This window comes from Devosia sp. Root413D1 (assembly GCF_001425235.1).
Lineage (GTDB): Bacteria > Pseudomonadota > Alphaproteobacteria > Rhizobiales > Devosiaceae > Devosia_A.
Genome location: NZ_LMEA01000010.1, coordinates 372,274 through 397,269, shown reverse-complemented (window position 1 = coordinate 397,269; position 24,996 = coordinate 372,274). Strand labels below are relative to the sequence as shown.

Here is a 24,996-nt window from a genome sequence, read left to right as displayed (position 1 = left end):
GCCTGCCGATCGTCAGGGCGACGTGCTGCGCCAGCGCTGTACCCAGGCAATGGCGAGCGAACGGGCCTGGTCGATTTCGGCCGGGCTCATTCTCGCGGTCAGGGTATCGAGATCCTTCACTGCGATCGGCAGGCCGTACTGGGCGGCGAGACTGGTCCACATATAGGCCATGACATCGTCCTGGCCTACGCCATAGCCGTTCCGGTACATGGCACCCAGCCCATATTGCCCGTAGACGTCGCCCTGGTTGGCGGCCAGCGAGTACCAGAAGACCGCCTGCTGGTCGTCCTGCGGTACGCCCTGGCCGTGGTCGTAGAGCATCGCCAGGTTGGCCTGTGCCGGGGCATGGCCCTGGTCGGCGGCGAGCTTGAACCACCTGGCCGCCTCGACGTCGTCGGGAGCGACACCGCGTCCGGTGTGGTACGAAATGCCGACATTGAACTGCGCCGGGGCATAGCCCTGCCCGGCCGCCAGCTCGAACAGCCGCACCGCCTCCACCTCGTCGCGGTCGACCCCGTGCCCCTCGAAATACATGCTACCCAGGTTGAACTGCGCCGCCGCGTAGCCCTGGTCGGAGGCCTGGCGCACCCAGTTGAGCGCTTCGGCAAAATCCTGCGCGACGCCGCTGCCGCGGAGGTAGAGCAGCCCCAGTGCCAGCTGGGCATAGGCATCGCCCTCAGCGGCGGCAAGGCGGAACCATCTGGCCGCTTCGACAGCGTCCTGCGGCACGCCCTCGCCACCGTCCTTGAGGAGCGCGCCAAGGTTGTAGCGCGCGTCGGCGCGGCCCTGCTCCGCCGCCAGCCGGTACCACTTGACCGCTTCGGCCGGGTTTCTCGCGATACCGAGGCCGGCGTCGTAGACATAGCCGAGGTTGTACTGCGCTTCGGCATCGCCCTTGGCTGCGGCGAGGCCAAGCCAGCGCATGGCTTCGACCGCATCCTGGGCGACCCCCTTGCCCGTCGCGTACATGAAGCCGACCGTCGTCTGCGCCCGTACACTGCCTGCGGCAGCGGCCGGCTTCAGTTCGCGCATCGCGGCTTCAAATTCGCCCCGTTGATAGGCGAGCATCCCCTCCGCCTCGCCTGCGGTTGCCCCGCCGGCGAGGAGACCGAGCAGCAGGACCGGCAGCGCGAGACGTCTGGCGAGCGACATCGTCGCCCGGCTCAGTCGTGCGGGCTGAGCGGGGCAGCCGGCTTGTCGCGCTCCAGCACGTAGAAGCCGCCGGCCGCGAGGTCGAGCCATTCGCTGCGCGTTCCATCCGGCCAGACCACCGCAACGCTCGATGCGGTCGCGTCGCCGAGGCCAAAATGCACCCAGCCGAGCTGGCCGCCGGCATGGCCGCCACCCACCGTCAGCTCCCGCCGCATCGTCGTGTCGCCGCGCTTCACTTCGATCCAGCTGCCGATCGCATCGACGTTCGGAGCGGGCTGCCGCAGCGCCACCTCGATCCAGTTGCCACCAGCCTCCGCGCCGGTATTGCGCCAGACCTGCGCCCCGGTACGGCGGTTGACCACCACCAGGTCGAGCAGCCCGTCCATATTGAAATCGACGAGGGCCGCGCCGCGGGAATTGCCGTTGTTGGAAATGCCCGCCTGGTCGCCCACCTCGACGAACTTGCCGTCGGCGCCCTGCAGCAGCAGGTTGTCCGGGTCGTGCATGGCGAAATCCGGCATCTGGTCGACATTGCCCTTGGCGACGAACAGATCGACCAGACCGTCATTGTTGACGTCGTCGAACTGTGCGTGCCAGGCCGTGCTGGGCCTGAGGTCGTCACCGGTATAGGGGCGGTGCGCCGTCACGCCCCTGGCATAGGCGACATCCTTGTAATCAGGCTTCGGCCCTGGCGCGGTCAGCGTCTGCAGCTTGTTGTCGGCCATGCTGGTGAGGAAGTATTCGGGGTAGCCATCGCCGTCGAGGTCGTAGCTGGCAATGCCCATGCCCCAGATGCGCAGCACCTTCCAGCCATCGGCGGGGGTCAGGAGCTTGGGCGCCTCACTGGGCAGGATGCGCCACATCTGTTCCTGGCCGCCCTCGTAATACTCGCGGTCATTGGAGACGCGCAGGCTCGGCGTCCCGGATTTATCCCAGTCGGTGAACAGCATCGACAGCGCGCAGAAGCTTGGCTTCAGCGGCAATGGTGCGGCGAACTTGCCGGCTTCGCCTGGCCGGTGCAGCCAATTGTCGGTGCACGATCCCCAGGGCGAGAGATCCTCGTTGCGGTCGATGTAATTGCCCACCGCGATGGTCGGCCAGCTCGAGCCGCGCTCGAAGGTCAGCGCCGCCGATGCGGTCCACGCGTCGCCGCCGTCAAAGCCCCACGCCTCGTTGGCCCGCTCGAACCTGCAGGCGCCCAGCCCGCGCATCACCAGGTTCTCGCCCACCCGCAGCACAAGGAGGTCAGTGACCCCGTCGCTGTCGATATCAGCCGGATAGAAGCCGCCGAGGCTGTCGAGCTCGAGCCCGCTCTCCTCGGGCGCAAATGTCAGGCTGCCGCCCTGCTTGCTGGTGTTGACGTAGAGCTGCGCCTTCGACGCGCCACCCGGCAACACGATGTCGGCATAGCTGTCGCCGTTGCAGTCGAAGGCCGCGACCCCGCCGCCGACGATGTAGAACCAGTCGCCGTCATAGCTGGTGGTGATGCCGGAGGCTGCCGTCTCGTCGACAAATTTGGGCACCGCGGGCGTCTGCGCCGCCGCGGGTTGAACAAGGCCGAAGCCGGCAAGCACCAGGGCGGCAGCGGAACTGTGCGGGGTGCGCATGGTGCTACTTCCTCGTCTTGAGCGCGATGGTGTAGGCGGCAATGCAGTGGCCCTGCACCAGCCCATCCTCGATGGCCGAGCGGAAATGGATGCCGCCATAGAGCCGCGAAATGCCGGCCTCCTCGGCCGCCTCATGGAAACTGGCGTATTTGCGCGGGTTCCTGCCGTCCGGCGAGCCGGTTTGATCCTCGAAGGCGTAGTTCTCGCCGAAAAACGCCGTCATCACCGCGTCCATGGCTCCCGACACGGTGCTGTGCCCGCTGGGATACTCGGGAAATGGCGGGGTGTTGAGGATCGGCTCCCATTTGGGATCGAGCACCTTTTTGATGTAGGTGATCGGCCGCACCAGATTGTAGGCATATTTCTGCTGCCAGCAGCCGACAAACGCGTCCGACATGGCGATGCCCATGCGGGCCAACAGGTCGACATTTTCGTCGAGCGGCAGGTCGGCGCGGTCGGCGACCTGCAACGCGATTGAGACCCAATGGCCCGGCGGGGTCATCGACAGCATCGGGTCATCGGACCAGAAACGGGCGATCGCCGCCTGTTCCGGGGTGGCGTTCTTGACCGTCTGGTAGACTTCGTCAGCCTCTTTGTAGAAGTCCGATGCGGGGTCGGCGCTGTAGGCGGGGTTGCCCTCAGTCGGGCAGGCGGCGCCATCGGGCGTGGCAAAGGTCCGGTTATTGCCCCAGTCCGGCAGCAGCGGCAGCTGCTGCTGGCGGATCAGGTTCGTCGGGGCCCACTTGCCGTCGCCCTTGGGCAGCTCATACTCGTAGGGAAAGCCCATATTGAGCACCGTGGCGCCGCCATCGTTCTGGGACCAGGCGAAGATCGCGGCCGCCATGGCCTTGCCGAAGGCTTCGCTGCGCGTCACCACATCCTCGGGCACGCCATCGACAGCCAACGCCCGCCATTTGCTCTGCGCCCGGTTGATCGAGCGCTGGCCGGTGGGCCCGGTATTGCCGAAGTAGAAGACGATGGCGTCCGACATGGCGGCGCTGATCACCACCGTCTCATCGTAAGGGACGCCGGCTTCACGCTGCGGCACCTCATCGAGCCCGTGCAACTGGCCGACCAGCGATACCAGCTTGTCCGAACCGCCCACCGCGGCTTCGAAGGCCGTGATCCCGAGATAGGCGAAAGACCGGCTGGCGACCGGCGGCGAATAGGTCGCCGTGTGCCGGACCAGCTCATTCATCAGCGTGTACCAGTCTCTGAGGATGGCGCCCGGCTCGGGTCGCGCATCGGCGAGCGCCCCCAGGCTCGTCGCACACCACAACAGCACTGCCGCGCCAAGGGCGGCAATCCGGCGAGCTCGCATCATTCCCCCCAAAGTTCCACGGCCGGCGTGTTGCTCCGCTGTACCGTCCTCCTGTGGGCTCTATTTCAACTGGCAAGTGCCGCTCGGTCAATGGCTCAGCCAAAAGTCGGGATTGACGGAGATTCGCATAAATATCTGCGACCAACGGGATGCAGATTGACTTGCCGATGGGGCTGATGCAGCGTCGGTGTGCGTACCTCACAGGCAAATCGACACATAAGCTGCGGAACGACGGCGTGGTTTGTCTGGTCAGTGGACGCGCGTGCCAGAGGTTCCGCACGGAGTCTGGGAGGGCTCTGCAATGAAATTCAAGATCCTAACGCTGCTTGCCGGTGCTGTGCTGATCAGCGCCAGTTCGACCGCGGTGATGGCCGCGGGCAAGACGATTGCCGTCTCGTGGAAAACCTTCCAGGAAGAGCGCTGGAAAACTGACGAAGCAGCGATCAAGAAAGTGGTCGAGGCAGCCGGCGACACCTACCTGTCGACCGATGCGCAGGGCTCGGCGCAGAAGCAGGCGGCCGACATCGAGAGCCTGATCTCGCAGAAGCCCGATGTGATCCTCGTGGTCGCCTACGACTCCGACGCGATCCTGCCTTCGATCCAGAAGATCAGCGACGCCGGCATCAAGTCGATCGCTTACGACGTGCAGTTCGAGGATCCGAACGCGCTTTACATCACCTTCGACAATGTCGGCGTCGGCCGCATCATGGCCGAGGAAACGCTGAAGGTGAAACCGGAGGGCCGTTACGCCTTCATCAAGGGCGACAAGGGTGACCCGAACGCCACCTTCCTGTTCCAGGGCATGCAGGAAGTGCTCAAGGATGCCCTTGCCAGCGGCAAGGTGACCAATGTCTGCGAGACCTTCACCGATGGCTGGAAGCCGGACAATGCCCAGAAGAACATGGAGCAGTGCCTGACCTCCACCAATAATGGCGTCGATGCCGTGCTCTCCGAGAACGACGGCATGGCCTCGGGCGTCGTCGCAGCCCTCGATGCGCAGGGCATGGCGGGCTCGGTTCCGGTCACCGGTCAGGACGGCGACCTCGCCGCCATCAACCGCGTGGCGCTCGGCACCCAGCTGGTCTCGATCTGGAAGAACTCGATCGATCTCGGCACCACCGCAGCCAATGCGGCGATCGCACTGGCCGACGGCACCGACCCGACGGCAATTCCTGGCGTCGCCAAGTTCAGCGGCGGCAAGAACGGCGTCGAGATGAATGCCATTCTGCTCGCGCCGACCCCGATCACCAAGGACAACATCCAGGTGGCCATCGACGCCGGCCACATCACCAAGGAACAGGCCTGCGCCGGCGTGACCGCCGGCTCGGTCCCGGCCTGCAACTGATCGGCCGGACCTGATCTGATGTCTACCGGCCGCGTCGCCTGATCGGGTGGCGCGGCCTTCTCGTTCGGCGCCGGGCGAAGGGCGCTCGGCATTGACATGGCGAGGCCCGGCCTCGCTGACGGCGGCCGCAACGATCGGCTGGAGGATGGGGCATGACGGAGCAATCAAACACCAGTGGTCCCGCAGCCAGCAACGAGGGTCTGCTGACGCGGCTGATGCGTGCCGCCGAGATCGATACCCGCATGCTCGGCATGCTCGCCGCCATGCTGGTGATCTGGGTCGGCTTCGACATCATCAGTTCGATCCTGCGCCCCGGTGGCGGCGGCCTGTTCGGCGGTTCCTTCCTCACCTCGCGCAACCTCTGGATCCTCCTGGTGCAGACCTCGGTGATCGCGGTGATGACCACCGGCATGGTACTGGTCATCGTCTTGCGCCAGATCGACCTGTCGGTCGGCTCGATGCTCAGCATCGTGGCGGTGGCGACCGGGGTGCTGCAGGTGTTCGAACTGGGGCCGATGCTCGGCGTCGGTCACCCCGCGATCTGGATCATCGCGGTGGTGTTCGCCATCGCGCTTGGCGCCGCCATCGGCGCCTTCAACGGCGTCTTGATCGCCTATGGGCAGATCCCGAGCTTCATCGTGACGCTGGGTGGGCTGATCGCCTTCAGCGGCGCGGCCTTCCTCATTGCCAGCGGCGTCACCGTCGCGCCGATGGACAAGACCTTCAAGCTGATCGGCGGCAACGGTCCGGCGGCCTCGATCGGCCCGGTCTGGAGCTGGGCGCTGGCGGCCGTTGCCTGCATCGGCATCGGCCTCGCGGTTGTCGCCGGCCGGCGGCGCCGGCTGACCTTCAACTTCAAGCCCAAGCCGGTCTGGGCCGAGATCCTCAGCGTCGTGGTCGGCTGCGCCGCGGTGCTCGGCACTACCGCCGTGGTCAACTCCTACCTCTACCCACCCCGTGTCGCGGAGCGCTTCGCCCTCGACAACAAGATTCCCATTCCACCGGGCGTCGAGAACAAGGCCGGGCAAGCCATCTGCCAGGCCGCTGACAAGGTCGTCTCCTGCCTTGACGGGCTGACCTTCCAGACCGGCTACCCGATCCCGGTGCTGATCATGCTGGCGGTCGGGCTGGTAATGACCTTCGTCGCCCGCCGCACCCGCTTCGGCCGCTACATCTTCGCCACCGGCGGCAATCCCGAGGCGGCCGAGCTCGCCGGTGTCAACACCAAGCGGCTCACCGTCATGGTGTTCACCCTGATGGGGGCGCTGGTCGGCATCTCGGCGATCATCGCCTCGGCCCGCCTCGACGCCGCAACCACGGCGCTCGGCACCCTCAACGAGCTCTATGTGATCGCCGCAGCGGTGATCGGCGGCACCTCGCTGGCTGGTGGCATCGGCACCATCTTCGGCGCCATCCTCGGCGCCCTGCTGATGCAGTCGCTGCAATCGGGCATGGCGCTGCTCAACGTCGATTCCGCCTATACCAATATCGTGGTCGGGGTTGTGCTGGTGTTCGCCGTATTCGTCGACCAGATCTATCGCCGACGCGTGAAGTGAGGAGGCAAACATGACCACCGAGACCATTGCTGCCGACTCCGCCTCGCAAGCTGCGCCGCTGGTCGAGATGAACGACATCTCGATCGCTTTCGGCGGCATCAGGGCCGTCGACCACGCTTCCATCGATCTCTATCCGGGCGAAGTGGTGGGCCTGCTCGGTCACAACGGCGCCGGCAAGTCGACGCTGATCAAGGTGCTGTCCGGCGCCTACAAACGCGATTCGGGCACCATCCGCATCGACGGCAGGGACGCCGAGATCGCCAATCCGCGCGACGCCAAGGCATTCGGCATCGAGACGATCTACCAGACCCTGGCGCTGGCCGATAACGTCGACGCCGCCGCCAACCTCTATCTGGGGCGCGAGCTGCGAACGCGCTGGGGCACCCTCGACGACATCGCCATGGAGGCCGAGTGCCGCAAGGTGATGGGCCGGCTGAACCCCAACTTTCGCCGTTTCAAGGAGCCGGTGAAGTCGCTGTCCGGCGGCCAGCGGCAGTCGGTCGCCATCGCCCGGGCGATCCATTTCAACGCCCGCATCCTCATCATGGACGAGCCCACCGCGGCGCTTGGACCGCAGGAAACCGCGCAGGTCGGCGAGCTGATCAAGCAGCTCAAGGCCCAGGGCATCGGCATCTTCCTGATCAGCCACGACATCCACGACGTGTTCGACCTCGCCGACCGCGTCACGGTGATGAAGAACGGCCGCGTGGTCGGCACCGCTCGCGTTGGCGACGTGACCAAGGACGAGGTGCTGGGCATGATCATCCTCGGCAAATGTCCGCCCGGCGCCATCCCCGGACCAGGCGCCATCAAGAGCTGAACCGATGCCGGGGTGAGGCGCTGCGAACCGGCCCCCGGGCGAGTGCCGCTTCCCATGGTGTCAATATGGCCGGCTATCGAGCCGCCGTGCCCCAACGAAATTCCGGCTGACCAGCCGGTAGCCATCCCTCGGCCAATCAATTATCTATAAAATCATGACCACAGCCAAAGACGATCCCGTTTCCGTCCGGATCAGCCGCGCGCTGGCCGAGCGGATCATTGCCGGCGACATCCAGCCGGGCGCCCGCCTGCGGCAGGACCACATCGCCGAGGAGTTCGGCGCCAGCCACGTGCCGGTGCGCGAAGCGTTCCGGCTGCTCGAGGCGCAGGGGCTGGTGGTGAGCGAGCCGCGCCGCGGCGTGCGCGTCGCCGGCTTCAGCCTCGACGAAGTCCGCGAGGTCGCCGAGATGCGCGCGGCGCTCGAAGTGCTGGCCTTGCGCCAGGCCGGCCCGCATCTGACCAAGGCGATGCTCGCAGAGGCCGAAGCCATCAGCAAGGCCGGCGACAAGGCCAGCGACGTGCAGGCCTGGGAGGAGGCGAACCGGGCCTTTCACCGCTTGATCATTGCACCGTGCGGCATGCCGCGGCTGCTCAAGACCATCGACGATCTGCACAGCGCCAGCGCCCGCTTCCTGTTCTCGGGCTGGCGGGCCGAATGGGAGGCGCCGACCGACCGCGACCACATGGCGATCCTCGCCGCGCTGCGTGATGGACAGATCGAAACCGCGGCCACGGTGCTGGCGCGCCACATCCGCTCGAGTGGCCAGGAGCCCCGCAAACCAGCGCCACGCAAGGCGGCTGCGTTCGCTCGGAGCTAGAGCGTTTGGGCGGTCAGTTCGCGCTATTTCCATCCCCACACTCGGTGTCATCCCAGCGAAAGCTGGGACCCATTTCACAGCCCGTACCTGAGGAGAGTTGGGTCCCAGCTTTCGCTGGGATGACAGCCGGTTGAGGAGGCGAGTTCGTGGGTCATTACGTGCTGCCACTCTCCCAGCCAGTCCATAAAAACGCGCCCCCTCTTGCAATTCCCACGCGGCTGTGGACTCCTTTAGCGATAGATAGCGCAGATTATCTATAATTCTTGCAAGGAGCCGTCCCTCGTGTCCGATACCGTATCCCTGACATCAGCTTTCAGCCCGCTCGACCTCGAAAGCCGCCCGCTCGCCTGGCGTATTGGGGCAGTTGTGCTGGGCACGCTGTTCCTGACCCTCTCCTCCTATGTCGAAGTCCCGATGGTGCCGGTGCCGGTGACCATGCAGACTTTCGCCGTGATGCTGGTCGGCGCGCTCTATGGCTGGCGGCTCGGCGCCATCACCATCGTCGCCTGGCTCGCCGAGGCGGCCGTCGGCCTGCCGGTCCTGTCGGGCGGCGCCGCCGGAGCGCATCACTTCGTCGGCCCGACTGCCGGCTACCTGTTCGCCTTCCCGGTGGCCGGCGCCGTCGTTGGCTGGCTCGCCGAGCGCGGCTGGAACGGCCGCCGTCCGCTGCTGGCCTTCGTCAGCATGTTGCTCGGCAACGCGCTGTGCCTCGCCATCGGTGGCGCCTGGCTTGCCGTGCTGTTCGGCGCTGACGTCGCCTGGACCAGTGGCGTTGCCCCGTTCATCGTCGGCGGCGTGCTGAAATCGGTGCTTGGCGCCGCTCTGCTGGCGCTGCTCGCCCGCGGCAAGACCCGCACCGCCTGATGACCATCCGGTTGCGCCCGCATCACCTGCTCTGCCTGCTGACCTATGTGGGCAAGGGCTACAGCGCGGCGTTCACCGCCAACTACGACGCCATCGCCGCCCGCATCGGCGATGGCGAAGACCTGCTGATCGTCGCGGAGCCGGACGACATCTGCGCCCCGCTGCTTGCTGATGCCGAACCGCATTGCCACCGCGACAGCGTCATCGAGCGCGATCGACTGGCTTTGCGCGATCTCGGTGAGTTGCTGGCGACGCCGCCGCAGCTCGGCGAGGCGGTGGTGCTGGATCCGGTGTTGCTGCGCCAGATGCGCGAAGCCTTTGCCACCGGCCGCACCCGCGCCGCGTGTGTCGGCTGCGAGTGGCATGGGCTGTGCACCGGCATCTCGGCAGGCGGGTTTGCCGGGGTGGTGATCCCCACCGGCTGAGTGTGTGTCGCATCGACGGTGATCTCGCGTCCCCTCGCCCCTCTGGGGAGAGGGCCAGGGTGAGGGGCGCCAAGCGCGCTTATGGACGGAGTTGCCAGCGCTGCGCCGACCAGCACTTCATCCGGTGTGCTTGGCGCCCCTCACCCCGCGGTGAGGCCTTCGGCCTCTCCGCCGCCCTCTCCCCAAAGGGGCGAGGGGGCGGGGGTGGCACCGCGGCGCAAAACGACTGACGGCAGTCGCACACCCTCCCTCACCGCGCCGTCCACCCGCCATCGATCGCGATCGTCGTCCCGGTAATCGAGCGCGCCGCCTCGCTGGCGAGATACGACGCCAAACCCGCGATCTCTTCGGCCTCGACGAAGCGCCGCGTCGGTTGCGAGGCCAGCATGATGTCGCGGACCACTGCGTCGCGGCTGAGGCCATGCACCTGCATCTGATCTTCGATCTGCTTTTCGACCAGCGGCGTACGGACATAGCCGGGGCAGATGGCATTGGCGGTGACGCCGGCTTCCGCCACTTCCAGCGCCACGCTCTTGGTGAGGCCGACCAGCCCGTGCTTGGCGGCGACATAGGCCGATTTGAACGGCGAGGCGACCAGCCCATGCGCCGAGGCGATGTTGATGATGCGGCCCCAGCCGCGCGACACCATGCCGGGCACTGCCGCCTTGATGCATTCGAACGAAGCATCGAGGCTGAGGCTGCGCACCAGATCCCAGTCGGCGCGGGCGAACTCGACGACCGGGGCGACCTTCTGCGCACCGGCATTGTTGACCAGCACATCGAGCCGGCCGTAGCGGGCAATGACCTCGGCGACCAGGTGTTCACCCGCCCCCGATTGCGTGAGGTCGGCACGGAAATAGTCGTTGGCGCGGCGCTCGACGATGTCGTGCTCGGCGACGCGGAACCCGTCGGCCGCGAGCCGGGCCGCGATGGCCGAGCCGATGCCTCCCAATGCGCCGGTCACCAGCGCCGTCTTCTGTTCCCCCATCACCCTTCCCTTTCGTTGAACCACGCCATCAGTTCGGCGCCGTTGCGCACTCCGATGGTCTTCATCAGCCGGGCGCGATGCGCCTCGACCGTCCGGCGTGACAGCTTGAGCTCGGCGGCGATCTCGCCGCTGGTGCGGCCCTGCGCCACCAGCATCAGAATCTGGCGCTGCCGACCGGTGAGCACATGCTCGGTCGGCAGGATGCCGCGCTGCATCGGCTCGAAGCAGTAGATGGCTTCGGCGAACGGATCGTCCGGGGTGTTGGAGCGGCCATGCACGCGGCACCACAGCGTGCTGCCATCCTTGCGCCGCATCACCCGCTCGTCGAAATAGATGGCGCCTGCGGCGAGATGGCTGCGCCACAACTCCCCCACCCGCACGAAATCGCCGACATCCTGGTAGAGCTGGCGGAAACTGGCGCCGATCATCTCGCCGCGCTCATAGCCGAACAGCGTCGCGAACGGCGCGTTGCAGTCCTTGATGATGCGATGGGCGGCGAACACGATGGGCACCGGAATGTCGGCGAGCGAGTAGCCGAAGCCTGCCGCACCGGGGTCGAGCTTGCCAAGACTGGGAGGGAGGGGATGCATGCAGTAGAAATACGACTCCTTGTCGAGCCAGTACAGGCACTAGCGTCCCTCAAAACGGGAGGCTGAAATTCTCTGGCAGATGGATCCGGCGCGGCGGCGCGCCACCTTGCTGTGGCAGTTCGCCGAGGCGACCCACGCCAGCCATGGCTGTGCGCCCGACGATTACTGGGGGCTGCATCGCTGGTCGATCACCGAGCGCGGCGCCTTCTGGAGCGCCGTCTGGGATTTCTGCGGAGTGATCGGCGACAAGGGCGAGCGGCAGAGCATCGACGCCGAGCTGATGCCCGGCGCCCGCTTCATGCCCGACGCGACGCTCAACTTCGCCGAGAACCTGTTGCGGCTGGACGGGCCAGCCGACGCCATCGTCTTCCGCGACGAAGCGGGCGCACGGCGGCGCTGGAGCTGGGATGAACTGCGCCAGGCGGTGTCGCGCCTGCAGCAGGCCCTGCTCGGGCTCGGCATCGGCCAGGGCGACCGGGTTGCCGGCATGCTGCCCAACCTGCCCGAGACAGTGGCGATGATGCTGGCGACCGCTTCGATCGGCGCGGTGTGGTCGTCATGCTCGCCGGATTTTGGCCCGCGCGGCGTGCTCGACCGCTTCAGCCAGATTGCGCCAAAGCTGTTCGTGACGGTCGATGGCTATCACTACAACGGCAAGCCGATCGATATCGGCCCGACTATTGCCGAAGTGGCCGCAACGCTGGCGCCGGCGCAAACGGTGGTGATCGACCTGCTCGGCCGCGCCACCGACTGCGTCAGGCGCATTGACGGTGCGGTGACGCTGGAAACCTTCCTCGCCCCCTACGCCGCCCGGCCGGTGCGCTTCACCCGGCTGCCGTTCAGCCACCCGCTGTTCATCCTGTTCTCGTCCGGCACCACCGGCAAACCCAAATGCATCGTCCACTCCTCGGTCGGCACGCTGCTGCAGCATCTGAAGGAGCACCGGCTGCATTGCGACGTGCACGATGGCGACCGGGTGTTCTACTTCACCACCTGCGGCTGGATGATGTGGAACTGGCTGGCTTCGGCGCTGGGCTGCGGCGCAACGCTCTGCCTCTACGACGGCTCGCCGTTCCATCCCGAGCCGACGCAGCTGTTCGACTATGCCGAGGCCGAGCGCTTCACCCTGTTCGGCACCTCGGCGCGCTACCTCGATTCGGTACGCAAGCTCGCGCTGAAGCCGATCGAGACGCATGACCTTGAATCGGTGCGCGCCATCCTCTCCACCGGTTCGCCGCTGGCAGCGGACTGCTTCGATTATGTCTACGGCAGCGTGAAGCGCGACGTACACCTCGCCTCGATCTCGGGCGGCACCGACATCGTCTCGAGCTTCGTGCTCGGTGTGCCGACGCTGCCGGTGTGGCGCGGCGAGATCCAGGCGCCGGGGCTGGGTCTCGCGGTCGATGTGTTCGACGAGGACGGCCGACCGATGCCTGAGGGCAAAGGGGAGCTGGTGTGCCGCGCGCCGTTTCCGTCGATGCCGCTCGGCTTCTGGAACGATCCCGATGGTTCGCGCTACCGCGCTGCCTATTTCTCGCGTTTCGACGGCGTCTGGGCCCATGGCGACTATGCCGAACGCACCGCGCACCACGGCATCATGATCCATGGCCGCTCGGATGCGACGCTCAACCCGGGCGGCGTGCGTATCGGCACGGCGGAGATCTATGCCGTGGTCGAGGAACTGCCCGAAATCGACAGCGCGCTCTGCATCGGCCAGGAGTGGGAGAACGACACCCGCGTGGTGCTGTTCATCAAGCTGGTGCCCGGCGCAGTGCTGGACGAAGCCCTCCGGCTTAAGGTCCGGACCACTATCCGCAGCGGTGCCAGTCCGCGCCATGTGCCGGCCAAGGTGATCGCGGTGGCGGACCTGCCGCGCACCCGATCGGGTAAGCTGACCGAACTGGCCGTGCGCGACGTGGTCCATGGCCGACCCGTCCGCAATGTCGAGGGGCTCGCCAACCCCGAGGCGCTGAAGCTGTTCGAGAACCTCGCGGAGCTCACCACATGACCAACCCGGTTCACATTGTCGCGGCCCGCCGCACCCCGATCGGCCGCTTCGTCGGCGCTTTCGCCGAGCTGAGCTCCAGCGCGCTCGGCGCCGCCGCCATCCGGCAGGTGCTCGCCGACAGCGGCGTCGACCCGGCCACTGTCGACGAAACGATCATCGGTCAGGTGCTGACGGCAGGCGCCGGCATGAACCCGGCACGCCAGGCGGCGATCGGTGGCGGGTTGCCGATCGGCGTGCCGGCCTTCAGCGTCAACAAGGTCTGCGGCTCAGGGCTGAAGGCAATCCACCTCGGCGCACAGGCGATCGGCGCGGGCGATGCCGAACTGGTCATTGCCGGTGGGCAGGAGAGCATGACGCAGGCGCCGCATCTCGTGGCAGGGCGCCGCGCCACCAAGCTCGGCGACATCGCCGCCACCGACAGCATCATGGTCGACGGGCTGGTCGACGCCTTCAATCACGTCGCCATGGGCGTCACCGCCGAAGGGCTGGCGCAGAAATTCGACATCTCACGCGAGGCGCAGGACAGCTTCGCCCTGGCCTCGCACCACAAAGCCGTCGCCGCCGCCGCGGCGGGCCGCTTTGACAGCGAGATCGTGCCGGTCAGTGTCACCGAGCGACGCGAGACGCGGCTCGTCGCCGCCGACGAACAGCCGCGCGCCGACACGACACTGGCGGCGCTGGCCAGGTTGAAGCCGGCCTTCGACGCCGGAGGCACAGTGACCGCCGGCAATGCTGCCAGCCTCAATGATGGCGCGGCGGCGGTACTGCTGGCCTCTGAGGCCAAGGCAGCTCAGCTCGGGCTGACCTCGCTTGGCCGGATCGTCGCCTGCGCCTCGGCGGCGCTGGAGCCGATGGAGATGGGATTGGGTGCTGCGACCGCGGCGCAGCGGGCCCTCGATAGGGCCGGCTGGCGGTCGGCCGATCTCGACCTGATCGAGCTCAACGAAGCCTTCGCCGCCCAGGCGCTGGCCGTGGTCAAGGCGATGGACTGGGAGCTCGAACAGGTCAACGTCAATGGCGGTGCCGTCGCGCTCGGCCATCCGATCGGCGCTTCAGGCTGCCGGGTGGTGGTGACGCTGTTGCACGAGATGCAGCGGCGCAACGTCCGGCGCGGCCTCGCGACACTGTGCATCGGCGGCGGCCAGGGCGTGGCGATCTGCATCGAACGCTGAGTGCTGCTGGCTGATATTTTGCTGACATTGTGCATAACGCCAACGTCACGAGCGTCGGCCTAGCATGTCAGCTGCATAGGAAATTCGGGTCCTGTGTCCTACTGCTCCCTCCCCCACCAAGCGGAGGGGGCAGTTTTTAGACGCCAGCCCACCCTGCCGATTGCGGCCGGGTTTGCGGCAAGCTGCATCATTAGGACAAAAAACCGGCGCGGTGAGCGCCGGTTTGGTTTAGCTTGTCGCCGGTGATGTCAGGAAACGATCTTGGCCCGCCCGCGGGCGGCCGGCGATTTGGGCTTGCGGCCAAGGCCAATGGTCTTGGCCAGGCGCGAGCGCGCTTCCGAGTAAGTCGGCGCCACCATCGGATAATCCACCGGCAGGCCCCATTTCGCGCGGTATTCTTCCGGCGACATGTCGTATTCGGTCCTGAGATGACGCTTCAGCGACTTGAACTTCTTCCCGTCCTCGAGACAGATCAAGTACTCCGGCGTAATCGATTTCTTCACTGGAACTGCGGGCCTCAGCTCCACGACTGCTTCCGGTTCGGGCGCACCGCCCAGACCACTCAACGTTGCATGCACCGTTGCGATCAACTTGGGAATGTCGCTGGCGCTCAGTGCGTTATGACTCACGTAGGCGCTGACGATGTCGGCGCTCAGTTCGATCAGTTGGGAACCTCTAGCGTCCGCGTTTGCTGCTGCAGCCAAGTTCGATGTTCCTGATTCCATTCGTCCCTCGATATTGTTGCCTAGGTTTCGGGTCCTATATGCGGGACACTGCGGCCCACCCTCCGCGCCTCCTCGCAGTTATTGTGCTAGCGCATCACGCTTGGGTAGCTTACTTCAATGCGTTATCTAGCCGTTACGTGGCTACGCTTTGCCCTTTACTTCGTCAAGTAAACTTCCACCAATTTCGACGGATCAACTGAGCAATGCCGATCACTTCTATGCGTGAAACGGTCACCCTGCAGCTTTTGGGGACCCCGGTCCTCCGCTTGGCGGACGGTTCGGCAGTAAAGCTGCGCCAAAAGGCCTATGCCCTTGCAGCTGTGCTGTATCTGGACTTTTCCAACCGGGCGCGACGGTCGGCTTTGGCGGAACGGACCTGGGAAAGCAGCACTGCAGAACAGGCGATGACCAATCTGCGGCAGACCCTGCTGCATACGCGTGAACTCGAAGGTAGATACGGGTTCGACCTATTCGATGCCGACGCCACGGAAATCGAGCTCAACCGCGACGTGGTGCTCGACCTGCGCGAGATCGGCCGCGTCCGCAGCGCCGAAGATGCGCCCGAGCTCGAGCGGCTGATCGGCCTCTACCGCGGCGAGCTGCTGGCCGGCGTCATTGGCGTCGGCAACGAATTCGACCAGTGGCTGGCGCTCGAACGCACCCGCATCGAGAACCAGTTCTCCACCCAGGCGACCGAAGCGGCGTTGCGAATCGGTGGCCGGGGCGCCCATTCGGCGCTGTTCCGGCTGGCCGAGCGCCTGCCCTATTCCGACGTGGTGTGCCGCGCCACGATCGAACTGTTCCGCTCGGAGAATAACGAGAGCGGCGCGCGCGCCGCCTTCGCTGCGTTCCGCAACCGGCTCCGGCATGGCCTGGGCATGGAACCGGCGGCGGAAACCGCCGAGCTGTTCGGCCACGATGACGAAACGATTCCCGCTCAACCGCGCACCGTCGAGCGACGCCGGCCGCAGGCCGACGAGGACCGGGCGCGGGTGAGCTTTGTGCCCCGGGTGGTGCTGCTGCCGCCGTTGCAGGACTTCAAGCAGGCGAGCGTGCCCAAGCACCTGGCGCCGGCGCTGGTCGAAGATGTGACCATCGGCCTGTCGCGCCTCAAATCGCTGTCGGTGATCGCGCCGCACACCGCCTGGCAGCTCGACCCCTTCACCGCGCTGGACGAGGTACGAGCGCACCAGATCGACTACGCGGTGGAAAGCCGCATCGCCCCGCATTTTGCCGGCGACGGGCTGTCGCTCGCCATCCGCCTGGTGCGCGCCGCCGGCCGCGAGATCGTCTGGGCCGACAAATTCGCCTTCTCGGCGCTGACCGCGCCCGAGCGCTACTGGGACTTTACCAACGGGGTCGCCCGGGCCCTGGCGGAATCGATCGAAACGGCCGAGCTGCAGCGCGAGCGTACGCTGCGCGACGCCAATGCCTACTCGCATTACCTCGCCGGGCGGCAGAACCTCAGGACGTTCGATCTGCCCAAGGTCCGGCGCGGTCGCAAGTCGCTGCGCATTGCCCGCGACATCGAGCCGGAACAGGCGACGATCGAGAGCGCGCTTGCCCGCTCCTATGTGGTGGAATGGGTGCTCAGGTCCGGGTCGGACAAGGCGCTGCTCGACAAGGCCAAGCTGCATGCCGAGCGTGCGGTGTCGATCGACCCCAATGACGGCACGGCATATCGGGAGCTTGGCCGCGTCGCGCTGTTCGATCGCGACCTGGATCAGGCCCTGGTCCACATGTCGACGGCAGCCGAGCTCGCGCCGAACCACGCCGATATTCTCGCCGACTTCGCCGATACCCTGGCGCACAACTCCAACCACCGCGAAGCCCAGGAAAAGATCGAAGCCGCCATGCGGCTCAACCCGATCCCTCCCGATGAGTACCTGTGGACGCTGGGCGGCATCAATTTCTTCCGCGGGCGTTTCGATGAGGCGCTGGCCAACCTGAGCCAGATGCGCAACCCGGAGCCGGCCTACCGCCTGATGGCCGCCGCTGCCGCGATGGCGGGGCAAATGGACCTCGCCCGCCGCTATCGGTTGCAAGCGCTTAGATTGCAACCGGATTTCACAACTGCTCGTTGGCTATCCCGAGTGCCGCAGCGCGATCCCTCTGATGTCGATCTGTATATAGACGCATTGCATAAGGCCGGTTTCAAGTAGGCCGACAAGGAGAAATACCAATGCGTTACGTCATTATTGGACAGAAAGACTCTGAGCAGCTGCTGGTCGTCGATACCCAGCTGATGACTGTGACCCCGGTTGACCAGGACACCGTAGTCCCGGCCAACGTTCGCTCCGCGCTGCAGTCGGGCAACACCATTGTCGACGGCATCAACGTCGCCGTGGCCGCCGGCAATCGCGCCGATGGCAGCGGCGCCTGGTTCTACACCTCCAAGTAAGTCTTGCATTTCGGAGCCCAGCTCCGCCCGGCGGCCGATACGGCTCCAGGCGGCACGCGCAATCCCGCAGCCCTGCTGCGGGATTTGTCGTTGCATTTTGCCGCGCTCGGCATCACCCGGCTGGCCCGCCAGACCGGGCTAGATCGCATCGGCATCCCCTGCTACGCCGCCATCCGCCCGCAATCGGCGACGCTTGCCACCCACCAGGGCAAGGGCGTCGACGACATTTCGGCCCAGCTCTCGGCGGTGATGGAGGCGGCCGAGTACGCCATCGCCGAAGCGCCTGAGACGCCGCAGAAGACCCTCAGCATGGCTGAAGCGCGGGCCGGGAGCTTCGAACTGCTCGAGGTAACGCACCTGCTGCCGCGCGGTGCGGCGATCGACGAAACAAAGCCGATTCGCTGGGTCGAGGGGTTTGACCTTGCGACCGGTGCGCCGGTGCTGGTGCCCTATGACGCAGTGGTGCTGGGCACGCCGCCCCGCGACCTCGTCGGCTTGTCACAATCGACCAATGGCATTGCTGCCGGGACGCGCCTCTCCGGCGCACTGCTGCATGGCCTCTGCGAAGTGATTGAGCGCGATGCGGTGTGCCTGTGGAGCTATAAGCCCGATGCCGCGGCCGAGGCCACCGCCGTCTCCCCCGCGGCATTCGGCGACCCGGCAGTGGACGCGCTGGCCGACAAGGTCGCCCGCGCCGGCTACCGGCTGCGACTGTTCGACCAGACCAACAATATCGGCGTGCCGGTCATCTATGCGGCGCTGTTTCCTGCCGATGGCGCCGACAAGCACTTCGATGTCGCGACCGGCGCCAGCTGCCACCCCATCGCGGCGGTCGCCGCGCGGCGCGCCATCGTCGAGGCGGCACAGACGCGCATCACCAACATTGCCGGGGCGCGCGATGACATCGTCGAAGGCGAGTACGACGAGCAGCTCGGCCGTTCCATCGCGGTGCTGACCGAAGCAACGCCAGCCACGCGGCCGGCGCCCCCGGGCCTGCCAGCCGACAGCGGCGAGGCCGCGCTGATCGCTGCGCTTCAGGCCGGGCTCGCCAAGGCGGGTCTCAATCGCATCGTCGTCATCCCGCTCGGCGGCGAACAGTTCGGCATCCGGGTGGCCAAGATCTATGTGCCGGGCCTCGAAGACCGCCTGACCAATACCAACTGGCGCCCCGGTTCTCGCGCCACTGCCGCCATGCTGGGGTTCCTGTGAAAGTCCTGTTCGCCGGCCCGTCGCTCTCGGGGCAAGACTATGATCGCAGCGGGCTCGATATCCGCCCGCCGGCGAGGAAGGGCGACCTCTACCGCGCCGTGCTCGATGGCGCCGATGCCATCGGGCTCATCGACGGGGTGTTCGGCTTCGTGCCCTCGGTCTGGCACAAGGAAATCCTGTTCGCTCTGCAGCAGGGGATTACCGTGCTCGGCGCCGCCTCGATCGGGGCGCTGCGGGCGGCGGAATGCGCGCCTTATGGCATGGTGCCGGTGGGACCGATCGCCCAGAGCTATGCGAACGGCGCCCGCCGCGAGGACGCCGATGTCTGCCTCGCCCATGCCCCGGCCGAACTCGACTTCCTGCCGCTCAGCGAACCGCTGGTCGACGCCGAAGCGACCATCGCGGCCATGGCCGTGACCCCGGGCGAGGCGCTCGCTCTGCGGTTAGCGGCGAACGCCATCTATTTCGCCGACCGCACCGCCGAAACGATGGTCGCCGAAGCCGGGCTCGACCCGTCGTTTGCCGGCCGGTACCGCGCCGCCCGGGTGCGCGCCAAGACCGCCGATGCACTGCTGCTGGTCGAGCAGCTCAGGGCGCTGCCTTCCGGCCGTGGCCCGATCCCGGACTGGGTGTTCGTGGCGTCCGAGCCCTGGCGCAGCTACCTGGCCGAGTTCGGACAACAGGCAGCCTAGCGCCGCTACCGCACGCGGCGCTATGCTGGCCAAAGACGGAACCGGGAGGGGCTCATGGCCATCCGCCGTGCCGGCTTTGCCTTGCTGCTCACGCTCGGGCTCTGCACCGCTGCTCAGACGAGCGAGCCCACGCTCGGACAGGCGGAACTCGAACGGCGCGCCGAAGCCGCGGCGCGTTACCTGGTGGCGACCGAAACCGCCGAAGGGCGCTTCTTCTACGAATTCGATTTCCTGCGCTCGCACTTCACCCCTGATGACAACATCGTCCGCCAGGCCGGCGCCGGCTTCGTCCTCAACCAGTTCTACTTCCTCTCCGGCAAACCCGGCTTCGCCGAGCCGTCGGCGCGCAGCATCGCCTACTATGAGGCCCAGTCGATCGCTGTCGGCGCTGGCCTGCTGCTATCCGAAGACGAGACGCTGGCCGGTGGGCGGGCCGGGGCCGCCGCGCTTGCCCTGCTGGCCGAGCTGTTCCATAGCCGGGCCATCGGGTCGGACTTTCGCCCCGACTTGCGCCAGGCCTGGTTGCGCGGCTTGGCGGCTCAGCAGTTGCCCGATGGCGGCATCGCACAGGTACCGGGGGAAGCCACCGCCGATTCCTACGCCACTGGCGAAACCTGGCTGGCGCTGGCGCACTACATCGACCTCGCGCCGGACGCGGCGGAGGTGGCAGCGATGCTCGAGCGGCTCGAAGCCGGCGTCATGGCCAAATACCTCGCCGTGCCCGACCGGATGTTCGCCCATTGGGGCATGATGGCCGCGGCGCAACGGCTCGCCACCACCGGCGAGGACCGCTATCGCGACTTCCTCGAGCGGTTCGCCGCCAACTATGTCGAAGCTCTCATGCCCTCTACCGACAGCGGCTCCAACACCTGCGCCGCGCTCGAGGGGGTGATCGCCGCGGCTGCCGCACTCGAGCGGCACGGCGTTCCCGACCTTGCCGCGACGCTGCGAGGCCGCATCGATACGGACCTGCCGCATAACCTCGGCCTGCAACTGACTGGCGACAGCACGCGGCTGGAGTTCGGGCCGGGCCAGTATTACGAGGATCCCAAGCTGAAAAACCTGACCGGTGCGTTTCGGAACGGCGCTTACGTGCTGCGCTCGCGCGTCGATTCGACTCAGCATTGCCTCTCGGCTCTGCTGCTCTACCGACAGTTGATCGAGGGCGCAGCCGGCTGGAAGATGTAAGTGGCATTAGTGTTTTACTGTGTTGCCGCCGCACCGGCAAAGTGATTTACTTTAACTGGGGGGCGTACTCGTACGAAGGAGACTTCGCATGCCTCCAGTCTCGACCAAGCACCACCTCGCCCGCCGTATCCGCCTCGGAACCATCGCGACACTCGCTGCCGGCGGCCTGTTGCTGCTCGCGCCGTCAGCCAGCTCGCAGACGGTGACGCCGCAAAGCGTCGATCCGCTGCAGCATTTCATCGACTGCGCCGGTGTGCTGATCACCGCACCCGACATCCACGCAGCCAACTGCCTGCCCAGCAATGTTGGCCCCGAAACCAGGGCGCTCGGCGCAGCCGGCAGCGGCGGCGGCCCCGTAGTCAAAGTCGAATGTGAAGACGATGCCATCCAGATCGACGGCGACAGCGACTGTCGGGGCGACGATACGGACGACGGCCCCAACCCCAGCTGATTGCAGCAGCGGTCGCTTTCCCCTAGTGGAGCCGCGCGCCCTTGAGGGTGCGCAGTTCCACCGGGTAGATCAGCCGGGCATGCGCCACCGTCACCGAGTGCAGCGGCCCCTCGATCTTTTCCTCCCAGAAGGCCAGGAACTTTCTGAGGCTGGGGAACTGCGGGAACACGTCGTATTGCTGCCAGACGAAATCCTGCAGCAGCTCGAGATGATCGGGCACGCGATAGATGATCTGCGCGGTGGTGAGGCCGAAACCTTCCGTATCGGCGTCGAGGCAAGTCAGCGGCGACATCAGGTACCTCCGATGGGCGGGCGACCGGATGAGCATGAGGCGAAATCGCCCGCATGACAACAGCGTTGCACGAATAGTTTAACGATTTCAATATCATAGCAGCAACCACTGGGGAGTGCTGACAGCGCGATGATGGCCGTGCGAGGCTATGGTTCAGGAGGAGCGATCATGACAGCGCCGATGCCCGAAACCACTCGCAGTTTCCTCGCCGCTCTGCCCGCGGCGCAGCGGCAGGCGCTGGAACACCTGCGAGAAGTGATCATTGCAGCCGCGCCCGGGGCTGAAGAGTATGTCGGCTACGGCATCCCGGCCTTTCGACAGGATGGCGCGCTCGTGTCGTTCGGCGCCGCCAGGTCGCATTGCGCTTTCTATGTACAGAGCCCGGCAGTGATGGAGGCCCATGCGGCCGAGCTGGCCGGTCTCGATACGTCCAAGGGCACGGTGCGGTTCACGCCCGACACGCCGCTGCCGGATGCGCTGGTGGCCCGTCTGGTCAAGGCGCGGCTCGCCGAGAATGCGGCGCGCCAGGCCAGGAAGCGCTAGACTGAACCCCGCGGCGCCTTGAAGGAGGCAGTGATGGCAACACTGGTTCGACTGACCGAGGAACAGATTGAACGCCTGATCGTCGGCATGGAGGAGATGGAGGAGCGCCTCAAGGACATGCACGCAGAGCTGATCGAGATCGGCATCCCCAAGGATACGCTCACTCGCTTCGCCAAACTTCATGATCGCTATACCGAGGGCGTGGCGTTCATCCTCAGGCAGCGCGAGCTCGGCCGCTCCGAGGATCGTTCCGGCTGAACGAGCTTTGCCGCCACGACCAGGGAGGCGTAGGGCGCCGAGGCGCCCTGCGTTCAGAAGCCGAACTTGCCGTTCTGGTTCTTCCACTCGCCCTGCGGCGGGATGGTTTCGAGCGTATCCCAGTGTTCGGCGATCTTGCCGTTCTCGACCCGGAACAGGTCGTAGAAGGCGGTCGGCTTGCCGCCGAAGCTGCCCTCGCTGACCACGAGCACGAAGTTCCCCTCGCCCAGCACCTTGTGCACGGTGTCATACCTCATGGTGATACCAGCCCTGGCCATCGCCTCGAGCGCCGCGCCGAGACCGGAGAGGCCATTGGCGATCTGCGGGTTGTGCTGGATGTAGCTGTCGCCGTCGAAGAAGCCGGCAAGTTTTTCCAACCGGCCGTTGACGAGGATGTCGTCGACGAACTGCGCCACCAGCGCCTTGTTGGCCTCGGTCTTGTCGATGTCAGTTGCGCTGGTCGCGCCGTCGATCATGGTGTTGCCGCTCGGGTTGGCGGCCGCCGGCGTCTCCTGCAGGTTGTCCCAATGCTCGACGATCTTGCCGTGCTCGAAGCGGAAGATATCGAAGCCGATCCGGGGGCCGAAGAACTCGTACTCGGTATGGGCGAAGACATAGTCGCCATCCTCGAACACCCGCACGGTGTTGACCTTGGCCGAGTTCGGCGGAAGCGCGGCTAGCAGCGCGCCGAAGCCGGCGAGCCCGTCGGCCGCCCCCAGATTGTGCTGCGTGTAGTGTTCGGGATTGATGACGGCGACCGGCCCGGCGGCGCCGGTTTCGATGGCCTTGAGCAAGTCGACGACCTGCTGCTCCTGAGTGCTCATGGCTGGCTCCTGTGCAAATAAGGGTGTGGTCGGCAGCACGGCTGCGGAGGTGATCAACGTCGCCAAAGCGATCGCTGCGACGTCCAGGCTCGTCATTATCTGTATCCATTTCGGTTACACATAATCGTATCTAATCTGGATACACATGATTGTAAAGAGGTCTGGCTCGACGGGCGTGCCTCCGCGTCAGGCGACCTTGTTGCGCTCGGCGATATCGGCGGCGAGGTCGGCGATGCTGGTTTTCGCCAGCTGCGCCTGCAGTGCCCGTTCCGCCTCCAGCATCCGCCCTTTGAGCACCGCATCGATATTGCGGCCAACCGGGCACTGCGGGTTGGGTGCGTCATGCAGGGCAAACACCTGCTGCTGCTCGTCGATCGCCCGGTAGACATCCAGGAGGCTGATCCGGCTCGCCGGATGCGCCAGCAGCGCGCCACCGCCGGCCCCCAATTGCGAGGTGGTGAGCCCCGCCTTCGCCAGTTGCGTCAACAGCCGGCGAATGAAGGTCGGGTTGGTGTTCACGCTTGCGGCAATGAGCTCGGACGTCGCGGGTTGGCCGCCCTGATAGGCGAGGAAAGTCAGGATATGCGTGGCGACGGCGAAGCGCGTGTTCATCGAGAGGATCCCATGTGTACCCAAAATAGGAACACACGGGTCGCCTGGCAACCGGTGGTTGTCACGGCGAACCGGCGAGCCCACCACGCATCGCCTGCGCCGGGGGATAGCCGAACTGGGCCTTGAACGCCCGGCTGAAGGCGGCATCGGAATCATAGCCGACCCGCCGCCCGACCTCACTGACCCGCGTCTCCGGCCCTTTCAGCATTTCGTTGGCGAGCAGCAGCCGCCAGCGCGTCTGGTAGTGCAGCGGCGCCGCGCCGATCAACGTCGCAAAACGTTCGGCAAAGCTCGAGCGCGACATCCCGGCAATAGCGGCAAGCTCGGCCACGGTACGGCGGCGGAACGGTTCGTCGTGGATGGCTTTCAGCGCCCGGCTGATCCGGATATCGGCGAGGGCGCCGAGCCAGCCGCGCTTTTCCGGCGGCGCAGTGCGCACCCAGGTGCGCATCGCGCGGATCACCAGCACGTCGATCAGCCGCGAGATCATCAGCGACGAGCCGGGATGCGGCACCCTTGCCTCGGCAAGCAGGAAATGCGCGATGCCTTCGACCCAGGCCTCTTCCTCGCTTCGCAGCGCCTTCGAGATGTGGATCAGCGAGGGGAGCACAGCGAGCATGGTCGGCATATTGTCGCCCTCGAAGCGAAACGCCCCGGTGATGAGCTGGGTCATGGCCCCATTGCCGCCGAGCCGGATGACGAGTTGCTCCCGCATCTGTGCCTCCAGCACCTCACGGATCGGCACAGGCGTCGCGCCATCGACGCCGATGCTGTGGCCGCTCCCCTGCGGCAGGACGATCAGGTCGCCGGCCTCGGCGGTGACCCGCCTGCCATCGCTGGCCCGCACCTCCATCGTGCCTTCCGACACCACATGGAAATAGGCCGAGCCGGCATCGAACTGCAGGGCCCAGGGCGCCGTGAGCTCGCTTGAGAAGATCAGCTCGCCGCGCAGCCGGATCAGCATCAGCACCTGCGAGAGCAGGTCGACGCGCGACGCCATCATCGGGAAAGCGGCTTCGGATTCCAGAGCATGAACTCCGGAGGCGCGATCATGGTTGTTCACGGCCTTCACCTCTATCTCTACGGCATCGCTTGGCGAGGAAGTTCAACAATCCTGGGCCGAAACGCAAGATCCG

At 66.2% G+C, this 24,996-nt stretch carries 26 protein-coding genes; 16 read left to right on the top strand and 10 right to left on the bottom strand.

The annotated features are described in order from the left end of the window. Nucleotides 1–12 precede the first annotated feature (12 nt). From ASC89_RS16610 to ASC89_RS16600, 3 genes are read right to left on the bottom strand one after another with little or no spacing between them, the layout of a single operon-like run. Nucleotides 13–1,152, bottom strand: a complete 1,140-nt coding sequence (locus ASC89_RS16610) for an SEL1-like repeat protein (protein ID WP_055999727.1) — start codon at nucleotides 1,150–1,152, stop codon at nucleotides 13–15. A gap of 11 nt (nucleotides 1,153–1,163) precedes the next feature. Beyond that, on the bottom strand, nucleotides 1,164–2,759 hold the full coding sequence (locus ASC89_RS16605) for a CRTAC1 family protein (protein WP_055999724.1): 1,596 nt from the start codon (nucleotides 2,757–2,759) through the stop codon (nucleotides 1,164–1,166). Nucleotides 2,760–2,763: 4 nt separating this feature from the next. Continuing rightward, entirely contained in the window at nucleotides 2,764–4,080 is a 1,317-nt protein-coding gene (locus ASC89_RS16600) for a vanadium-dependent haloperoxidase (protein WP_056000032.1), read from the bottom strand. A gap of 301 nt (nucleotides 4,081–4,381) precedes the next feature. Between ASC89_RS16600 and ASC89_RS16595 the strand changes: the two genes are divergently transcribed. The 6 genes from ASC89_RS16595 to ASC89_RS16570 all read left to right on the top strand — a co-directional run bounded on the left by ASC89_RS16595 (nucleotide 4,382) and on the right by ASC89_RS16570 (nucleotide 9,907). Then, on the top strand, nucleotides 4,382–5,425 hold the full coding sequence (locus tag ASC89_RS16595) for a substrate-binding domain-containing protein (RefSeq protein WP_055883235.1): 1,044 nt from the start codon (nucleotides 4,382–4,384) through the stop codon (nucleotides 5,423–5,425). Nucleotides 5,426–5,577: 152 nt separating this feature from the next. Then, nucleotides 5,578–6,981, top strand: coding sequence for a sugar ABC transporter permease (locus tag ASC89_RS16590; RefSeq protein WP_055999721.1), 1,404 nt, complete (start codon nucleotides 5,578–5,580; stop codon nucleotides 6,979–6,981). A 10-nt stretch (nucleotides 6,982–6,991) separates the two neighbouring features. Continuing rightward, on the top strand, nucleotides 6,992–7,801 hold the full coding sequence (locus ASC89_RS16585; RefSeq protein WP_055999718.1) for an ATP-binding cassette domain-containing protein: 810 nt from the start codon (nucleotides 6,992–6,994) through the stop codon (nucleotides 7,799–7,801). Between the two features lie 154 nt (nucleotides 7,802–7,955). After that, entirely contained in the window at nucleotides 7,956–8,618 is a 663-nt protein-coding gene (locus ASC89_RS16580; RefSeq protein ID WP_055883231.1) for a GntR family transcriptional regulator, read from the top strand. 282 nt (nucleotides 8,619–8,900) lie between these two features. Beyond that, nucleotides 8,901–9,482 carry a biotin transporter BioY gene (locus ASC89_RS16575; RefSeq protein WP_055999715.1) on the top strand — a complete coding sequence of 194 codons (582 nt, stop codon included), beginning with the start codon at nucleotides 8,901–8,903 and terminating at the stop codon, nucleotides 9,480–9,482. Next, entirely contained in the window at nucleotides 9,482–9,907 is a 426-nt protein-coding gene (locus ASC89_RS16570) for a DUF1284 domain-containing protein (protein WP_055999712.1), read from the top strand. The genes ASC89_RS16575 and ASC89_RS16570 overlap by 1 nt, the downstream gene beginning before the upstream one ends. Before the next feature lie 250 nt (nucleotides 9,908–10,157). Here the strand turns inward: ASC89_RS16570 and ASC89_RS16565 are convergent, their stop codons facing one another. Continuing rightward, entirely contained in the window at nucleotides 10,158–10,898 is a 741-nt protein-coding gene (locus tag ASC89_RS16565) for a 3-hydroxybutyrate dehydrogenase (RefSeq protein WP_156384651.1), read from the bottom strand. Then, on the bottom strand, nucleotides 10,895–11,485 hold the full coding sequence (locus tag ASC89_RS16560) for a LuxR C-terminal-related transcriptional regulator (RefSeq protein WP_055883224.1): 591 nt from the start codon (nucleotides 11,483–11,485) through the stop codon (nucleotides 10,895–10,897). Before ASC89_RS16560 ends, ASC89_RS16565 begins: the two co-directional genes overlap by 4 nt. Nucleotides 11,486–11,552: 67 nt before the next feature. On the opposite strand from ASC89_RS16560, the gene ASC89_RS16555 reads away from it, so the two are divergent. Together ASC89_RS16555 and ASC89_RS16550 are read left to right on the top strand one after the other, a co-directional pair. After that, a complete protein-coding gene (locus ASC89_RS16555) occupies nucleotides 11,553–13,493 on the top strand; it encodes an acetoacetate--CoA ligase (protein WP_274532713.1) in 1,941 nt (646 codons plus the stop codon). Continuing rightward, nucleotides 13,490–14,665, top strand: coding sequence for an acetyl-CoA C-acetyltransferase (locus tag ASC89_RS16550; RefSeq protein WP_055883220.1), 1,176 nt, complete (start codon nucleotides 13,490–13,492; stop codon nucleotides 14,663–14,665). The genes ASC89_RS16555 and ASC89_RS16550 overlap by 4 nt, the downstream gene beginning before the upstream one ends. A 248-nt stretch (nucleotides 14,666–14,913) precedes the next feature. On the opposite strand, the gene ASC89_RS16545 is transcribed toward ASC89_RS16550, so the two are convergent. Beyond that, a complete protein-coding gene (locus ASC89_RS16545) occupies nucleotides 14,914–15,390 on the bottom strand; it encodes a MucR family transcriptional regulator (RefSeq protein ID WP_055883218.1) in 477 nt (158 codons plus the stop codon). A gap of 404 nt (nucleotides 15,391–15,794) precedes the next feature. Here ASC89_RS16545 and ASC89_RS16540 point away from each other — a divergent pair, with 404 nt between their 5' ends. The 6 genes from ASC89_RS16540 (at nucleotide 15,795) to ASC89_RS16515 (ending at nucleotide 21,331) form a co-directional block, all read left to right on the top strand. Beyond that, the gene (locus ASC89_RS16540; protein ID WP_055883217.1) at nucleotides 15,795–17,552 is read left to right on the top strand and encodes a BTAD domain-containing putative transcriptional regulator; all 1,758 of its coding nucleotides are present in this window, start codon (nucleotides 15,795–15,797) and stop codon (nucleotides 17,550–17,552) included. A gap of 20 nt (nucleotides 17,553–17,572) precedes the next feature. Then, nucleotides 17,573–17,791, top strand: a complete 219-nt coding sequence (locus ASC89_RS16535) for a hypothetical protein (RefSeq protein WP_055883214.1) — start codon at nucleotides 17,573–17,575, stop codon at nucleotides 17,789–17,791. A 90-nt stretch (nucleotides 17,792–17,881) separates the two neighbouring features. Continuing rightward, the gene (locus tag ASC89_RS16530) at nucleotides 17,882–19,000 is read left to right on the top strand and encodes a YcaO-like family protein (RefSeq protein WP_162247952.1); all 1,119 of its coding nucleotides are present in this window, start codon (nucleotides 17,882–17,884) and stop codon (nucleotides 18,998–19,000) included. Next, nucleotides 18,997–19,692 carry a TfuA-like protein gene (locus ASC89_RS16525; RefSeq protein WP_055999700.1) on the top strand — a complete coding sequence of 232 codons (696 nt, stop codon included), beginning with the start codon at nucleotides 18,997–18,999 and terminating at the stop codon, nucleotides 19,690–19,692. The genes ASC89_RS16530 and ASC89_RS16525 overlap by 4 nt, the downstream gene beginning before the upstream one ends. A gap of 54 nt (nucleotides 19,693–19,746) precedes the next feature. Then, complete coding sequence (locus ASC89_RS16520) at nucleotides 19,747–20,880, top strand: hypothetical protein (protein ID WP_055999698.1); 1,134 nt, start codon at nucleotides 19,747–19,749, stop codon at nucleotides 20,878–20,880. Between the two features lie 88 nt (nucleotides 20,881–20,968). Beyond that, nucleotides 20,969–21,331, top strand: coding sequence for a hypothetical protein (locus ASC89_RS16515; RefSeq protein ID WP_055883206.1), 363 nt, complete (start codon nucleotides 20,969–20,971; stop codon nucleotides 21,329–21,331). A 22-nt stretch (nucleotides 21,332–21,353) separates the two neighbouring features. Here ASC89_RS16515 and ASC89_RS16510 read toward each other — a convergent pair whose 3' ends face one another. Continuing rightward, a complete protein-coding gene (locus tag ASC89_RS16510; protein ID WP_055883204.1) occupies nucleotides 21,354–21,623 on the bottom strand; it encodes a protein usg in 270 nt (89 codons plus the stop codon). Between the two features lie 168 nt (nucleotides 21,624–21,791). Between ASC89_RS16510 and ASC89_RS16505 the strand changes: the two genes are divergently transcribed. Then, nucleotides 21,792–22,166 carry an iron chaperone gene (locus ASC89_RS16505; RefSeq protein WP_055999695.1) on the top strand — a complete coding sequence of 125 codons (375 nt, stop codon included), beginning with the start codon at nucleotides 21,792–21,794 and terminating at the stop codon, nucleotides 22,164–22,166. A gap of 33 nt (nucleotides 22,167–22,199) precedes the next feature. Then, nucleotides 22,200–22,424: a hypothetical protein gene (locus ASC89_RS16500; protein ID WP_055883201.1), complete on the top strand. Its 225-nt coding sequence runs from the start codon at nucleotides 22,200–22,202 to the stop codon at nucleotides 22,422–22,424. A gap of 53 nt (nucleotides 22,425–22,477) precedes the next feature. On the opposite strand, the gene ASC89_RS16495 is transcribed toward ASC89_RS16500, so the two are convergent. The 3 genes from ASC89_RS16495 to ASC89_RS16485 all read right to left on the bottom strand — a co-directional run bounded on the left by ASC89_RS16495 (nucleotide 22,478) and on the right by ASC89_RS16485 (nucleotide 24,932). Further along, nucleotides 22,478–23,248, bottom strand: a complete 771-nt coding sequence (locus ASC89_RS16495; protein ID WP_055999692.1) for a nuclear transport factor 2 family protein — start codon at nucleotides 23,246–23,248, stop codon at nucleotides 22,478–22,480. 186 nt (nucleotides 23,249–23,434) lie between these two features. Beyond that, nucleotides 23,435–23,860 carry an Rrf2 family transcriptional regulator gene (locus ASC89_RS16490; RefSeq protein ID WP_055999689.1) on the bottom strand — a complete coding sequence of 142 codons (426 nt, stop codon included), beginning with the start codon at nucleotides 23,858–23,860 and terminating at the stop codon, nucleotides 23,435–23,437. Nucleotides 23,861–23,921: 61 nt separating this feature from the next. After that, nucleotides 23,922–24,932, bottom strand: a complete 1,011-nt coding sequence (locus ASC89_RS16485) for an AraC family transcriptional regulator (protein WP_320410476.1) — start codon at nucleotides 24,930–24,932, stop codon at nucleotides 23,922–23,924. Between the last annotated feature and the right edge of the window lie 64 nt (nucleotides 24,933–24,996).

Excerpts from the sequence above, each read along its gene's own strand:
- ASC89_RS16610 (WP_055999727.1), bottom strand. The coding sequence starts at position 1,152 with ATGTCGCTCGCCAGACGTCTCGCGCTGCCGGTCCTGCTGCTCGGTCTC.
- ASC89_RS16605 (WP_055999724.1), bottom strand. The coding sequence starts at position 2,759 with ATGCGCACCCCGCACAGTTCCGCTGCCGCCCTGGTGCTTGCCGGCTTC.
- ASC89_RS16600 (WP_056000032.1), bottom strand. The coding sequence starts at position 4,080 with ATGCGAGCTCGCCGGATTGCCGCCCTTGGCGCGGCAGTGCTGTTGTGG.
- ASC89_RS16595 (WP_055883235.1), top strand. The coding sequence starts at position 4,382 with ATGAAATTCAAGATCCTAACGCTGCTTGCCGGTGCTGTGCTGATCAGC.
- ASC89_RS16590 (WP_055999721.1), top strand. The coding sequence starts at position 5,578 with ATGACGGAGCAATCAAACACCAGTGGTCCCGCAGCCAGCAACGAGGGT.
- ASC89_RS16585 (WP_055999718.1), top strand. The coding sequence starts at position 6,992 with ATGACCACCGAGACCATTGCTGCCGACTCCGCCTCGCAAGCTGCGCCG.
- ASC89_RS16580 (WP_055883231.1), top strand. The coding sequence starts at position 7,956 with ATGACCACAGCCAAAGACGATCCCGTTTCCGTCCGGATCAGCCGCGCG.
- ASC89_RS16570 (WP_055999712.1), top strand. The coding sequence starts at position 9,482 with ATGACCATCCGGTTGCGCCCGCATCACCTGCTCTGCCTGCTGACCTAT.
- ASC89_RS16560 (WP_055883224.1), bottom strand. The coding sequence starts at position 11,485 with ATGCATCCCCTCCCTCCCAGTCTTGGCAAGCTCGACCCCGGTGCGGCA.
- ASC89_RS16550 (WP_055883220.1), top strand. The coding sequence starts at position 13,490 with ATGACCAACCCGGTTCACATTGTCGCGGCCCGCCGCACCCCGATCGGC.
- ASC89_RS16545 (WP_055883218.1), bottom strand. The coding sequence starts at position 15,390 with ATGGAATCAGGAACATCGAACTTGGCTGCAGCAGCAAACGCGGACGCT.
- ASC89_RS16540 (WP_055883217.1), top strand. The coding sequence starts at position 15,795 with ATGACCAATCTGCGGCAGACCCTGCTGCATACGCGTGAACTCGAAGGT.
- ASC89_RS16535 (WP_055883214.1), top strand. The coding sequence starts at position 17,573 with ATGCGTTACGTCATTATTGGACAGAAAGACTCTGAGCAGCTGCTGGTC.
- ASC89_RS16520 (WP_055999698.1), top strand. The coding sequence starts at position 19,747 with ATGGCCATCCGCCGTGCCGGCTTTGCCTTGCTGCTCACGCTCGGGCTC.
- ASC89_RS16515 (WP_055883206.1), top strand. The coding sequence starts at position 20,969 with ATGCCTCCAGTCTCGACCAAGCACCACCTCGCCCGCCGTATCCGCCTC.
- ASC89_RS16510 (WP_055883204.1), bottom strand. The coding sequence starts at position 21,623 with ATGTCGCCGCTGACTTGCCTCGACGCCGATACGGAAGGTTTCGGCCTC.
- ASC89_RS16505 (WP_055999695.1), top strand. The coding sequence starts at position 21,792 with ATGACAGCGCCGATGCCCGAAACCACTCGCAGTTTCCTCGCCGCTCTG.
- ASC89_RS16500 (WP_055883201.1), top strand. The coding sequence starts at position 22,200 with ATGGCAACACTGGTTCGACTGACCGAGGAACAGATTGAACGCCTGATC.
- ASC89_RS16495 (WP_055999692.1), bottom strand. The coding sequence starts at position 23,248 with ATGAGCACTCAGGAGCAGCAGGTCGTCGACTTGCTCAAGGCCATCGAA.
- ASC89_RS16490 (WP_055999689.1), bottom strand. The coding sequence starts at position 23,860 with ATGAACACGCGCTTCGCCGTCGCCACGCATATCCTGACTTTCCTCGCC.